Origin of the sequence: Rhizobium sp. GN54 (assembly GCF_021026345.1) — a bacterium.
Classification (GTDB): domain Bacteria; phylum Pseudomonadota; class Alphaproteobacteria; order Rhizobiales; family Rhizobiaceae; genus Mycoplana.
Genome location: NZ_JAJNCZ010000012.1, coordinates 84,111 through 96,858, shown reverse-complemented (window position 1 = coordinate 96,858; position 12,748 = coordinate 84,111). Strand labels below are relative to the sequence as shown.

Genomic DNA, 12,748 nt, shown 5'->3' with positions numbered 1-12,748 from the left:
GGAATCCCGCACAGACTGCCGCTGCATGACAGAGGTGTGGCACAAGGCAGTTTAGCGCTGCTGACGGAGGTGTGAGAACGTCGACGACCCATATGGGCAAAATGATCGAACAGATCTGGTTCAGGAAAACCAGATAGGGGCATAGAGCCATTCAGCTCGCCGAATAGATTTTGACCTGAACTGCTGATCACCATATCGGCCAGCGGCTTCCAAAGTGCCGCATTTAAAGGCCTGACAGAAGACCGCACTCGATCACGCCCAATGGTTCAGAAATTTCTTGCATTACGGGCGGCAACCACAGAAGCCCCAGGCTATGAGTCTCGATGCACAGTCTGGCTCTCAAGCTGATCGCCGTCGGATGCTGGAGAATCCACGGTCGGTTGCAATAAACCGTTCTAACATCGGGACAACCAGACGAATTGGATCGGTGACCGGTTCGCCCTGTTCCCTGCCAAGAACTTCAGCATAGGCGCGCAGGTCGCGGTGCAGCGTCGCAGGCAGCTCCAGAGTGACTTTCACTGGCCTATCATCGACGATTGGGCCGAGCTTCAGCTTCGCCATCACGATCCTCCATAGGGTTCGAGTACCAGATCCCGCGTGACGATCACGCGGACGGGGAAGCCGGGGCGGATGATGAGCGTCGGCGCGATGTTGAGCTGGCGCCGGACGATCTGCTGGCCGGCGTCGTTCATCGTGTCCTGCCCACCGTTGCGGATCGCCTGGATCAGACGGTCGTCATTGTCGACAGCAAGCTCGGCGCTGACGCTGAGCAGCGTTGACAGACCGGCCGCCTTGGCGAGATCCCACCAGTGGTAGTCCACGCCATCCTGCAGGTCGGCAAAGCCCTGGGCATCGGTGCCGGGCTGACGTTCGAGGACGATCGAACGGCCGTTCGGGAAGATCAGCCGGTTCCAGACAAGAAGCACGCGACTTTGCCCGAACTGCACGTTGTTATCGTACTGGCCGATGACACGTGTGCCCTGCGGCACGAGAAGGATGCGGCCGGTCGGGCTGTCATAGATGTTCTCCGTCACTTGAGCAGTGATCTGGCCGGGCAAGTCCGAGCGGATGCCGGTGATCAGCGCCGCCGAAATCACCGCGCCGGCCTGGAGAATATTGGGCGATGCCGGTGCTGCGACACGATCGGGCGCCTGTCCTGCGATCGGCCGCAGCGTTCAGGAATGCGCTCTGACGATCCTGCGCCGATGGTGTAGCTGGCGGCGGAGCGAGGCCAAGGCTTGCCAGGTCTGGCGTTAGCGGGAGCGCTGGAGCAGCTCCGGCCGCGGCAGGCGCGCCCCTGCTTTCCGATCCGGAGAAAAGCCGGCTGGTCCGCGCGGTTTCGATCTCCTGAAGCCGACGTTGCTCCTCCGGGCTGATACCGGGATTGGGCGCGGCGACGCCCGGTGTGGGCACCGGCCGGCCACGATCTTGAGTGCTGAGGATCGGCCGTCCCAGATCGCCGGGCAGCGGAGGGCCGAGTTGTGGAACGCCGCTATAGTCTCGCGGCAGCCCGGCAAGGCCATCGGCGGTCGAGCGGTTTCCTGTCGAATAGAGTTCCTCGTTCGACCGACCGCCATCGCGGGTCTGGAGCGCGTATATAAGCGCGCCACCCAGCCCGACGCTGGCGACCAGGCCGACTCCGGCGAGAACCTTCCGCGACAACCGGGTGACGCGCGGCGGCTCGGCGCGCAGGCGCATGGGCGCAGGCCCGACCGGTTCGCCGGTCAGTGGCTGCGTCTCGTCGTCCGGCGCTTCCTCATTCCGGGGATCAGGCTCGCTCACGATGCCGGCCTCCCATCGGTCCGCGTGATGCGGACGCGCTTCTGGCGATCGCCGGAACCGAAGCGAAGCTCGGCGGCGGCGAACAGCCGGTCGACGATCATGTGACGACTACGGACTCGGTAGTTGACCAGCTCGGAGGTGTTGCCCTCGGGACCGACGACGAAGAGCGGTGGCATCTCGCCCTGTCCGATACCGCGCGGGAACTCGATGAAGACCTGGCGGCCATCGTCGAAGGCGCGTAGCGGCCGCCACGGCGCGCGGTCGCCCTCGATCGCATAGGGGAAGTTGACGTTAGCGAGATCAACGCCGCTCGCTACCGGCTGAGCTGCCTGCGCTTCGGCGTTCTGGCAACGCAGGGCGATGAGTTGATCCTGCGGATACTGCCAGGAGACCGATGCCATGTAAGTGCGCTCGGTCGAGCGCAGTTCCATGTGATAGGTACGCATGCTGGTGTTGATGACGAGGTTGGTCATCAGGTCGGCGCGCGTGGGCTTTACGAGGATGTGGATCTGGCGCGTGGCACCCGATCCGCTTTCGGTGTCGCCTATGATCCAGCGGACCGTGTCGCCGGCTGCCACGGGGCCTGCGCCGACGAGCTGTTCGCCGGGTTGCAGCGCGATGTCGGTAATCTGCCCGACGGCGGTATAGACTTGATACAGCGCCCCTTGCGTCCAGGGATAGACCTGCATCGAATTGATGAAACCGTCTCGCACCGGCTGGACACGGGCTGCCTCGTTGGCCTGATTGACGCGAGCTGTCGGATTGGGGGGCTCGGGAGCGCGGCGCGTGGTCTCGACACGCTGCAATTGGCCAGGCAGCGGTAGCGGCCGCGGCAGTTCGACCACCGTGACGGGCGCAGGCGGATCGACAGTCTGCACGGCCGGCGCCGCGTTGTCGTAGGAAATCTCCGGCGGAGGATTGGTGGTCGCGCAGCCGGCGAGCGTTGTCGTCGCCAGCAGGACCTTGGGGATTGCGGTTCTCCTGTGAGAGGCTGGGTTGCGGGGGTGACGCGGTAGTCGCCGTCGGGGCCGAGGCCTTCGACCCGGGCGAGTTCGGCAAGGCGGCGTGATGCGCCGCGGCCGGAGAGCACGGCGACCAGATCAATCGTCTCGGCGATCAGGGCGCGTGGAACGCTTACGACAGCTTCCTGGATGAGTTGCTCGAGGCGTCGGAGCGCACCAATGGCTGTGCCCGCATGAATGGTGCCGATGCCGCCGGGGTGACCGGTGCCCCATGCCTTGAGCAGGTCGAGCGCTTCAGCGCCGCGTACTTCGCCGATCGGGATGCGATCAGGGCGCAGGCGCAGCGAGGACCGGACGAGATCGGACAGCGTGACCACGCCATCCTTCGTCCGCATGGCAACGAGGTTCGGCGCGGCGCATTGAAGCTCGCGCGTGTCCTCGATCAGCACTACGCGGTCGGCGGTTTTCGAGACCTCGGCGAGGAGCGCGTTGGTGAGCGTGGTCTTCCCGGTCGAGGTGCCGCCGGCGACCAGGATATTGCGGCGCTCGGCGACGGCGACCCGCAGCCCTTCAGCCTGGTCGGCCGCCATGATGCCGGCCACGACGTAGTCGTCGAGGGTGAAGACTGCGACCGCAGGCTTGCGGATGGCGAAGGCCGGCGCGGCCACCACTGGCGGCAGAAGGCCCTCGAACCGCTCGCCTGTTTCCGGCAACTCGGCAGAAACGCGCGGGCTGCCTGGATGAACCTCGGCGCCGACATGGTGCGCGACGAGGCGAACGATGCGCTCACCATCGCCGGGCGACAGCCGTTCACCCGTGTCGGAGAGTCCTTCGGAAAGACGGTCGATCCAGAGCCGCCCATCGGGGTTGAGCATCACCTCGACAATCGCGGGATCTTCCAGAAATTGGGCGATCGCCGGCCCGAGAGCAGTGCGCAGCATGCGTGCGCCGCGAAGGATCGCCTCCGATTTCTGGTGAGTGGCCGCCACGTCGTCCCTGTTCTCGTGCGGGCCTGCAAAGTGCGGCCCTGGATCGGGGATGAGTAGAAGAGGCAGAATTCAGGGCATGATAACAACCGTAATGTGATCGTCGTACCGTGGCGTACAAAGACAGGGAAACGGCGGGATGACCGAGGAAGCGCAACGTCTACGGATTCATCGTTCGAATTCCACCGCCCGCATCGTTGCACTTCCGGATACTGTGGCCGTGGCGTTCCAGCAGGGATATGAAAGTGTCTTTAGCGGCGCAGTAGTCCTGATCGTATGCGGCACGCTTAGCACTTATTTGACAATTGGAACCTATCTCTGATCACGGATGTAGTCGAGAAAAGCCCGCACAGCCGCACTCGTATGTCGCTTGCTCGGATAGTACAAATACCAACTTGGCAGATTCTTCTTCCAGTCGGGAAGCAACTCGATCACTCGGCCTTTTTCGATGTCATCACGGACATAGTCCTCGAATAGGTGGGCAATTCCTGATCCTGCAAGCGCTGCCTGACGCTCTTGATGCGCTGAACTCAGAGTCAATCGACCTTTCGGGGTGATTTCCACGTCGTCGCCGTTTTTCTCAAAGTTCCACGTCACCGTGGTTCCCCCCGGAAAGCGGCGGCGAATGCAGTCGTGTCGCAACAGGTCGTTTGGTGATTCCGGCCGCCCACGACTACGCAGGTAGTCGGGCGAGGCCACGATCGCATATCGCAATGCTGGGCCAAGCGGCATTGCTATCATGTCTTGAGCCAGTTGCTTTCCGAAGCGCACGCCAGCATCGAAACCCTGCTCCACGATATCGATGATCGCGGCATCACTGACGATCTCGACATTGATGTCTGGGTAGACTTCCATGAATTCAAAGGCCAAAGGGCACAGAACGTGGTCGGCGGCCGGACCCGGTGCATTGATCCGCACAGTGCCAGATGGGCGCTCGCGAAGCTGATTGAGATCGTCGATCGCTGTTCTGATGTCGTGCAGGGCAGGTCTCAGTCGTTCGAGAAGCTGCTCGCCCGCTTCAGTCGGCGCGACACTGCGTGTCGTTCGGTTCAGCAGCCGAATGCCCAGCGCTTCCTCGAGCACGCTGATCGATTGACTAATGGCGGACGATGAAACGCCCCTGCCGAGCGCGGCGGCTCTAAAGCCACCACAGCGCACGACGTCTTCAAAGATCTCCAGGCTGTCAAGGCGTAATGGCCGCATTGCAAAGTCCTACTTAATAAGCTGATCCGTTTTCATTAGCTTATCCGCTCGCCTGATCTGTGTCATCCCTAGCCAGTATGTCGCCAGACGCTGCCACAGATTAGCGCGGTCCTTACCGGCGACGCGCCAATCAAACGCAACACCTGCGATCTGATATTTGGAAGGGATCAGAAATATGGGTGAAATCACACTGAACCGCAGAACGATCATGTTGACGGCCGCATCGGCTGTGACAGGAATGATCTTGCCGATCGGCCTGGCCTCTGCCCAGACCGGTTCCGCCACCTCCGTGCAGACGCTGGCTGGAAATTTCGGACATTATCGCTTTCGTATCGGTGATATCTCTGCGACCGTGCTGAGTGACGGGCTGATCGGCGGACCGCCGCGGGTCTATGCCAGTGATGCACCGGAAGCGGAACTGCAGCAGGTGCTGAGAGACGCCTTCCTGCCGCCTGACCGCCTGACGCTCAATCTCAACACGCTTCTGATCGAGACGGAAGGAAGGCGGATCCTCCTTGAGGCGGGAGCCGGGCAGACCATGGGCCCGCAAGGCGGCCGCGTGTTCGAGAACTTGGCTGCAATCGGTTTGCGGCCTGAGGACATTGACGTTGTGGTTGTCTCGCACACGCACCCGGACCATGTCGGCAATCTTCGAACCGCCGACGGCAGCAAGGCATTTCCGCGGGCGACCGTCTTTGCGCCTCGTGCCGACTGGGACTTCTTCGTCAGTAGTGATCCGGACCTGTCTTACATGCCGGTGCCTGAGGAGTTCCGCCGCAATTTTGCATCGGCAATCAAGCGCAGTGTCGCGCCCGTAACGAACGGGATCGAGTTGTATGATGCCGGGGCGGAGATCGTCCCTGGACTGACCACGCTTCCGGCACTCGGTCACACCCCCGGTATGGCGAACTTCCTCGTTCAATCCGGGAACGATCAGCTGTTGCTGACGGCCGATCTCGCCTACCATCCGATTGTTAATGTTGACCGGCCATGGCTGCCCGGGCCAGATCGCGACAAGGATACGGCTCTCGCCTCGCGCCGCCGCATCTTCGACATGGCGGCGACAGACCGGCTCCTCGTCCTTGGTTTCCACTATCCGTTCCCGGGCCTCGGCCGAATGCTGAAGACGGACGCCGGCTATGCCTGGGTTCCGCTCAATTGGCAGTTCTAATCCGATGACTGACGGAGGCTCGCGATGACGATATCAAGGCGCGCACTTCTCTCGGGTTTTCTTGCTTTGCCGCCGCTCTTGCCGTTGGCTGGAGTGGTTGCCTCTGGGCAAGAAACACTGCTCCTACCGCTGACGCCCGCTTGCGTCGACGGTGACGAACCGACGCCCGCCCGTGAGGCCGGCCCATACTTCAAGCCGAACTCACCGTTAAAGCAGGATCTCTATCTGGATGCGCCCGGCGGCGAGCGCATGACCCTCGCCGGCTATATCCTCGACTATCGGTGCCGCCCTGTGCCGCGCGGTCTCGTTGAGATTTGGCATGCCGACGAAAATGGCGAATACGACAGCCGCGGCTTCCGGCTAAGGGGTCATCAATTCGCCGACGGGCAGGGACGCTGGTGGTTCAACACCATCGTGCCGGCGCTATATCCGGGACGCACAAGGCATTTCCATTTGAGGGTGCAACGGCCTGGCGGAGATGTCCTGACGACGCAGCTCTTCTTTCCTGGAGAGCCTGGCAATGTGCGCGATCGGATCTTCGATGAAGCGCTTCTCATGTCGATAAAATCCGCGGGCGACGGTCAGTTCTCGCGCTTCGATTTCGTGGTCTGAGCCTTAAGCAACACCGCTAGGACAGGGAGAAAATCTATGAGTGAACAAGACCCGTCGCCCCGCGACCGAAGCAACGACTTGGCGATCAGCCGACGTGACGCGCTGCGGATCAGCGCGGCCGCTACAGGCGCCTCGCTCGCGGGGTTCGGCAAGACGATGGCCGCGGCGCAGCCGATGCCGGTCGCTTTGCCCGGGATGAGCCTGACGGTCCATTTTCAGGTCAACGGGAACCACATCGAAACGTTGGTCGATCCGCGCGCCTCGCTGCTCGATGTGCTGCGCGAGCAGCTCGCCCTGACCGGAGCGAAGAAGGGTTGCGACCACGGCCAATGTGGAGCCTGCACCGTGCATGTCGACGGTCGCCGCGTGGCATCCTGTCTCACCCTCGCTGCGAAGGTGGAGGGTCGCCAGGTGCTGACGATCGAGGGGCTGTCACTCGAAGACGGGTCGCTTCACCCGATGCAGCAGGCGTTCATCGATCACGATGCGCTTCAATGCGGCTACTGCACGCCCGGCCAGATCATGGCCGCGGTCGCCTGCGTGCAGGAAGGCCATGCGTCCAGCGATGCCGAAATCAGGGAATACATGAGCGGCAACATCTGTCGATGCGGGGCCTATGTCGGCATTGTCGCTGCCATTCGGGATGCTGCTGTGACCATGGGAGGCGACTGAGCCATGCAAACGTTCACCTATTCGCGCGCCAGATCGATCAACGAGCTCCGCGCCGTGCAGGCGGCGACCGGCGACCGCATTCTCGCCGGCGGCACGACGCTTTATGATCTCATGAAGCTCCGCATCGAAACGCCAGACCGTCTCGTTGACGTAACAGGCATCGCCGGTCTCGACGAGATCATCTCGCATCCGGATGAGTTGGTCTTCGGCGCCTTGGTCACCATGAGCGATGCGGCCGCCCATCCGGCCGTGCTCCAACGTGCGCCTGTGCTTGCGGAAGCGCTCTCGAAGGCTGCCTCTCAGCAGCTGCGCAACATGGCTACGCTCGGGGGTAACCTGCTTCAAAGGACACGTTGTGCCTATTTCCGTAACGGTACCGAATATCCTTGCAACAAACGAACACCTGGAAGCGGGTGTGCCGCCCTGGAGGGCCTCGACCGGGGGCATGCCCTATTCGGTGGCAGTGGATCCTGCATTGCCGTTTACCCCGGGGACTGGGCGGTAGCTTTGGTCGCCCTCGACGCCGTTGTGGATGTCCGGGGTTCACGTGGGACGCACACTATTGATGTCGCCAGTCTTCACCGTCTTCCGGGAGATACACCGCATGTCGAGACGGTGCTCGAGCCAGACGAGATGATCCTGAATATCCGCGTTCCGGTCGGCCGGTTGGCGCAAGCCTCGACCTACCACAAGATACGTGACCGGGAATCCTATGCCTTCGCCCTCGTCTCGGCGGCCGTCGCGCTGGAACTGGAGGAAGGCTTCGTCAGGCAGGCACGTATCGCTCTCGGAGGTGTCGCGACCCGGCCATGGCGGGTGCCGGCCGCAGAGGCCGGACTTACCGGACGACGCCTCGATCGCGCAACCGCGCTGGAGGTCGGGCGGATGACATTCGCCGATGCTCGCCCCGGCCGGCACAACGGCTTCAAGATTGCGCTCGGCGCTGAAGCTGTTGCCGACGCGCTGATGATTGCCGCGCAGAGGAGCGAGAACCGATGAACGAGACCATCTATCCAGATCGCGCGCGAATTGACGCCCTAGAAAAGGTGCTCGGCCGCACGCGGTTTGCCGCCGATATCCCGCTACCACGCATCACGCACGCCATGACCGTGCCTTCTCGGATCGTGCGCGGTCGACTAGCCGCCATCGACATTGGTGCGGCCCGGGCTGTCGATGGCGTCCTTGCAGTTCTCACCTGGCGCGACTTCACGAATGCGCAATCTGCCGGCTACCTGATGGGCGGCGGCTTCGGCTTCCAGAGCCACCAGCCAATGCTCTCTGATCGACTCGTCCACCGTGGCGAGCCGATTGCACTCGTGGTTGCGGAAACTCTGGAAATCGCGATCGAGGCTGCTGCCCTGGTCGATGCCAGATACGAGGAGGAGCCGTTTGCGGCGCTTCTCGAGGATGAGCGAGCGGAAATTCTCGCTCCACAAGCCGGCCATGCCATGGGGGACGCGCAAGCCATGCTTGCCTCCGCGGCCTTCCGCGTAGATGCCGAGTACCTGTCCCCGGCCCAGTATCAGAACCCGATGGAGATGATCGCGACCGTGGCCGAATGGCGCGACGGCACGTTGACGATCCATGAGGGGACGCAGAACTCCAGCGCCGTCAAGTTCGGCGTCGCTGCAGCCCTGGGCCTCGATTCCGCACGCGTTCGAGTGAAGAGTGCCTATCTGGGCGGCGGCTTCGGCCAGAAGAACTCCCTGCAAGGGCAAACGGTGCTGGCCGCGCGCGCTGCGATCCTGCTCGGCCGGCCGGTGAAACTCGTGATGCCGCGGGCGCAACTCTATCACACCGCGAGCTTCCGCCCCGCTAGCCGCCACAGAATCCAGCTGGGGGCCGACGCCGATGGACGGATCGTGGCAGCAAGCTACGAAGCGGATATGCAGAACAGCCGAGCCGACACGTTCCGGGCCAGTTTCAGCGAGATCACCGCACGGCTCTACAGCATTCCCAACTATAGCAGCACGGCGCGGCTCGTACGCACGGACGTACAATCGCCGGGTTACATGCGCGCCCCGTTCGAGCATCCCGCCGCGTTCGCTTTCGAGAGCGCCGTCGACGAGTTGGCTTATGCCACCGGCCGCGACCCGTTGGCCTTTCGTCTTAACAATGATGCTGAGACGGATCCTGTCACCGGAGACCCCTTCTCGTCGCGGTTCCTCGCTGAGTGCCTGAGGACCGGTGCGGACCGCTTTGGTTGGTCCGAGCGCAATCCGGCGCCCGGATCGATGCGCGCTGACGATGGCACGATGATCGGTTGGGGGGTGGCGGTTGGCGCGTACAAGGCTGCCATGGCCCCGGCAATTGCGCGTCTTCGGGTCCGAGCAGACGGAACGACGCTGCTCTCCGTCAGCGGTCATGAAATGGGGCAGGGCATCCGCACGGCCATCTTCGCCGCGCTGACAGAGGGATTGGAGATCGATCCGGCGCGCATCGAGATCGTGATCGGCGATCCGGACGCCGCGCCCCAGCACCTCACGGCCGGGTCCTGGGGAACGGCGAGTTCGGTTCCAGTCGTCCGAAGGGCTGTGGAGACCATGCAAGCTCGCTTTGACGCGTTGAGGGATGGTCGATCGGTTCACGGCAGCATTCATCAGATGCTTGCTCTTTGGCGACGCCCCTACATCGAGGTCGAGACCCGGCTGCAGGCGCCGGGTCAGCCCGATGCCGTGTTCGATCGCCTTCAGCGAGGCCTGCCCGCAGCTGGCGGTCCGGAATACAAGCCCTTCGTCAGTTTCAGCTACATCGCTCATTTCGTCGAAGTGCGTGTCGAGCCGACAACGCGTCGCATCCGCGTCCTGCGCGTCGTGAGTATTGTCGATTGCGGCCGCGTCGTAAGCCCGCGCACAGCAGAAAGCCAGGTTCGTGGCGGGGTTGTATGGGGCATCGGCGCGGCGCTTCGTGAGACAGCCGAGATCGATCCGCGGTTCGGTGGCGTGCTGAACAACGATTTGGCCGAATACGTCCTTCCGGTGAATGCCGATATCGGTGCGATCGAGGTCGGTTTCATCGACCAACCGGACCCGATGCTGAACGAGGCTGGCGTGAAAGGGCTTGGCGAGGTCGCCATGGTGGGCGTCGCCGCGGCGATCGGCAACGCGATCTTCCATGCCACCGGGCGGCGGCTTCGACAATTGCCGATGCGCATCGAGCATCTGATCTAGGAGATCGGATCGCACTGCCACCGACGCGCCCAGGCCCATACAGAAAAGCAGGCTTACCAAAAAAGGAGACGATTGCATGAGTGAACAGCAGGAATCTGGTTTCAGCCGGCGTGGTTTCATCGGGGCTCTAGGCGCAGGGGCCACCATGCTGGGTGCAACACCTCTCTTTTCCGACAATGCCCACGCCCAGAGCCAGCCGATCGCGCAGACAACGCTCTCCTCGGCATCCGCGCGAACGCGAACGATTCCTAGAACGGAGCAGAGCCTCACCACGCTTGGTCTCGGTACATTTCTGACCTTCGACGCTCGCCCGGGCGATGATCGTACCAATCTCGGCGAGGTCTTTCGGCGTTATGTAGCGGGTGGTGGACGCGTCATCGACACGTCGCCCCTCTACGGATCGGCGGAAGTCTCGGTTGGTGCGTTCCTTGCCGCGACACCGCAGGCGTCCGAGATTTTCCTCGCCAACAAAATCTGGTCGACCGGTGAATATCTCGGCGACGAAAGCCATGCGTTGGCAAGCTTTGAGCAGTCGAGGCTGCGCATCTGGCGCGATACAGTTGATCTCATGCAGTGCCATAGCATTGTCAACGCGCCGGTCGTCATACCTTTGATGCAGGCCTGGAAGAAGGAAGGTCGTATTCGCTATGTCGGCGTGACGCACCATGAAGCAGGCGCACAGGATCAACTGGCCGAACTTGTCGAGCGTGGTGGAGTCGATTTCATCCAGACGAACTATTCGATATTCAATCGCAGCGCCGAGCGACGCCTGCTGCCGGCCGCCGCTGACCGCGGTGTCGGTGTCTTCATCAATCTACCGCTCGAAAAGGCACGCCTGATGAAGGTGGTGGAGGGGTGCCCGCTGCCGGATTTCGCCCAGGAATTCGAAGCTGCGACCTGGGCACAGTTCTTGCTCAAGTGGGTCATGGCGCATCCGGCGGTCACGACAGTGTTGTGCGGTACCTCGAATCCAGAACATGCCGAGGATAACGTGCAGGCCATGTACGGGCCCTTGCCGGACGAGGCGATGCGCCAGCGCATGGTGCAGCATATGGAGACGATCCCGGGTTTCGCAGACATCGGGCGCATGCCCTGGTATCCCGGCAAGGACGCCCAGTACCAAGGACTGATCAAAGCGGCTCAAGCAACGGCTCGTGCTCGATTGGCCCCATGATCTTGGGACTACAAGGTAGATGAACGGTGGCGTCGGAGAGCATGCAACATTCAGGGGGCGCCACCCGATAGCGTCTCGTCGATGAAGCGAGCATCCACGGCTTTGGAATAGCGGCGCGGCGACAACCCCATGACACGGGTAAAGGCGGTGTTGAACGCGTTCTCGGATTCGTAGCCGACAGCGCGCGCGACATGCACAAGCGTCTCACTCCCTGTGACAAGACGCTCGGCGGCCAGCATCATGCGCCAGCGCGTGAGATAAGCGACCGGCGTCTCGCCCGTCTTCTCGCGGAAGCGTCGCGCGAAGACGGTTCGTGACATGCCGACATGTGCGGCGAGTTCTTCGAGCGTCCAGCTGTGACTTGGGTCTGCGTGGATCGCCCCGATGGCCGAGCCGATCTGCGGGTCGGCAAGGCCGGCGAACAACCCGATTTCCATGCCGGCCTGCTGCGTCAGATATAGGCGCAGCGTCTGCGTCAGCATTATATGGGCAAGATGCTGCACTATGAGAGACGCGCCCGGCTGCGCTTCCCGCAGTTCCCGCATCATCAACTCGATCGACCAACGGAGCGCCGCTTGGTCCACGGCAGCTCTGAGGTGCACGACGGGCGGCAGCGTTCGGAGCAGCACGTCGGCATGCCGGCCGCTGACTTCGAACCGGCTTCCGGTCAAAAGTACGTCTCCGCCGCCATTGTAGGTGACAGTCTCGCCATCCCGGTCCGGCGCAAGGGCTTCGCTTGCGAGCGTCGGCGCCAATTCCGGGGCGCTCGAGATCCGCACCGGGCGTCCGCTCGGAAGCACGAAACAGTCGCCGGTGACGATCTGAATCGGCTTACCCGCGTCCTCCAGCGACAGCCAGCAACTGCCGCGCATCACCGCGTAGCATTTGATGCGGCCGGCAAGATCGTCCAGCCGCAGCGACCAGTCGCCGCCGGCATCGAACCCGGCAGTAATGTAGCTGCGCGGCTTCAGGAGCGAGAGGATTTCAGAAAGTGGATCCATGGGCGGTACGATCGC

At 62.7% G+C, this 12,748-nt stretch carries 11 protein-coding genes and 2 pseudogenes; 7 read left to right on the top strand and 6 right to left on the bottom strand.

Annotation, left to right across the window (positions count from 1 at the left end; translation table 11 throughout):
* Nucleotides 1-339 precede the first annotated feature (339 nt).
* From LQK81_RS23250 to trbB, 4 genes and pseudogenes are all read right to left on the bottom strand, one after another.
* The gene (locus LQK81_RS23250) at nucleotides 340-561 is read right to left on the bottom strand and encodes a DUF2274 domain-containing protein (protein WP_230808789.1); all 222 of its coding nucleotides are present in this window, start codon (nucleotides 559-561) and stop codon (nucleotides 340-342) included.
* A pseudogene (locus LQK81_RS23245) lies at nucleotides 561-1,782 on the bottom strand (TrbI/VirB10 family protein). Before LQK81_RS23245 ends, LQK81_RS23250 begins: the two are co-directional and overlap by 1 nt.
* Complete coding sequence (gene trbG, locus LQK81_RS23240) at nucleotides 1,779-2,753, bottom strand: P-type conjugative transfer protein TrbG (RefSeq protein ID WP_230808819.1); 975 nt, start codon at nucleotides 2,751-2,753, stop codon at nucleotides 1,779-1,781. The pseudogene LQK81_RS23245 and the gene trbG overlap by 4 nt, the downstream one beginning before the upstream one ends.
* Before the next feature lie 2 nt (nucleotides 2,754-2,755).
* Nucleotides 2,756-3,685: pseudogene (trbB, locus tag LQK81_RS23235) on the bottom strand (P-type conjugative transfer ATPase TrbB); the annotation flags it as partial.
* Between the two features lie 184 nt (nucleotides 3,686-3,869).
* Between trbB and LQK81_RS23230 the strand changes: the two are divergent.
* A complete protein-coding gene (locus LQK81_RS23230) occupies nucleotides 3,870-4,052 on the top strand; it encodes a hypothetical protein (RefSeq protein ID WP_230808788.1) in 183 nt (60 codons plus the stop codon).
* On the opposite strand, the gene LQK81_RS23225 is transcribed toward LQK81_RS23230, so the two are convergent.
* Entirely contained in the window at nucleotides 4,043-4,933 is an 891-nt protein-coding gene (locus tag LQK81_RS23225) for a LysR family transcriptional regulator (protein ID WP_230808787.1), read from the bottom strand. The two genes, LQK81_RS23230 and LQK81_RS23225, sit on opposite strands and share 10 nt — an antisense overlap.
* 208 nt (nucleotides 4,934-5,141) lie before the next feature.
* Here LQK81_RS23225 and LQK81_RS23220 point away from each other — a divergent pair, with 208 nt between their 5' ends.
* The 6 genes from LQK81_RS23220 (at nucleotide 5,142) to LQK81_RS23195 (ending at nucleotide 11,732) form a co-directional block, all read left to right on the top strand.
* A complete protein-coding gene (locus tag LQK81_RS23220) occupies nucleotides 5,142-6,104 on the top strand; it encodes an MBL fold metallo-hydrolase (protein ID WP_230808818.1) in 963 nt (320 codons plus the stop codon).
* Nucleotides 6,105-6,128: 24 nt separating this feature from the next.
* Nucleotides 6,129-6,716: a dioxygenase family protein gene (locus tag LQK81_RS23215; protein WP_230808786.1), complete on the top strand. Its 588-nt coding sequence runs from the start codon at nucleotides 6,129-6,131 to the stop codon at nucleotides 6,714-6,716.
* Nucleotides 6,717-6,752: 36 nt separating this feature from the next.
* Nucleotides 6,753-7,388, top strand: a complete 636-nt coding sequence (locus LQK81_RS23210; RefSeq protein WP_230808785.1) for a (2Fe-2S)-binding protein — start codon at nucleotides 6,753-6,755, stop codon at nucleotides 7,386-7,388.
* A 3-nt stretch (nucleotides 7,389-7,391) separates the two neighbouring features.
* A complete protein-coding gene (locus tag LQK81_RS23205) occupies nucleotides 7,392-8,387 on the top strand; it encodes an FAD binding domain-containing protein (protein ID WP_230808784.1) in 996 nt (331 codons plus the stop codon).
* Complete coding sequence (locus LQK81_RS23200; protein ID WP_230808783.1) at nucleotides 8,384-10,558, top strand: xanthine dehydrogenase family protein molybdopterin-binding subunit; 2,175 nt, start codon at nucleotides 8,384-8,386, stop codon at nucleotides 10,556-10,558. The genes LQK81_RS23205 and LQK81_RS23200 overlap by 4 nt, the downstream gene beginning before the upstream one ends.
* A gap of 76 nt (nucleotides 10,559-10,634) precedes the next feature.
* Entirely contained in the window at nucleotides 10,635-11,732 is a 1,098-nt protein-coding gene (locus tag LQK81_RS23195; protein WP_230808782.1) for an aldo/keto reductase, read from the top strand.
* Nucleotides 11,733-11,782: 50 nt separating this feature from the next.
* Here the strand turns inward: LQK81_RS23195 and LQK81_RS23190 are convergent, their stop codons facing one another.
* On the bottom strand, nucleotides 11,783-12,733 hold the full coding sequence (locus tag LQK81_RS23190) for an AraC family transcriptional regulator (RefSeq protein WP_230808781.1): 951 nt from the start codon (nucleotides 12,731-12,733) through the stop codon (nucleotides 11,783-11,785).
* Nucleotides 12,734-12,748 lie beyond the last annotated feature (15 nt).

Bases quoted from the DNA above. Each gene is read 5' to 3' on its own strand.
- LQK81_RS23250 (WP_230808789.1), bottom strand. From the start codon at position 561: ATGGCGAAGCTGAAGCTCGGCCCAATCGTCGATGATAGGCCAGTGAAA.
- LQK81_RS23205 (WP_230808784.1), top strand. From the start codon at position 7,392: ATGCAAACGTTCACCTATTCGCGCGCCAGATCGATCAACGAGCTCCGC.
- LQK81_RS23195 (WP_230808782.1), top strand. From the start codon at position 10,635: ATGAGTGAACAGCAGGAATCTGGTTTCAGCCGGCGTGGTTTCATCGGG.
- LQK81_RS23190 (WP_230808781.1), bottom strand. From the start codon at position 12,733: ATGGATCCACTTTCTGAAATCCTCTCGCTCCTGAAGCCGCGCAGCTAC.
- LQK81_RS23215 (WP_230808786.1), top strand. From the start codon at position 6,129: ATGACGATATCAAGGCGCGCACTTCTCTCGGGTTTTCTTGCTTTGCCG.
- LQK81_RS23200 (WP_230808783.1), top strand. From the start codon at position 8,384: ATGAACGAGACCATCTATCCAGATCGCGCGCGAATTGACGCCCTAGAA.
- LQK81_RS23230 (WP_230808788.1), top strand. From the start codon at position 3,870: ATGACCGAGGAAGCGCAACGTCTACGGATTCATCGTTCGAATTCCACC.
- LQK81_RS23210 (WP_230808785.1), top strand. From the start codon at position 6,753: ATGAGTGAACAAGACCCGTCGCCCCGCGACCGAAGCAACGACTTGGCG.
- LQK81_RS23220 (WP_230808818.1), top strand. From the start codon at position 5,142: ATGTTGACGGCCGCATCGGCTGTGACAGGAATGATCTTGCCGATCGGC.
- LQK81_RS23225 (WP_230808787.1), bottom strand. From the start codon at position 4,933: ATGCGGCCATTACGCCTTGACAGCCTGGAGATCTTTGAAGACGTCGTG.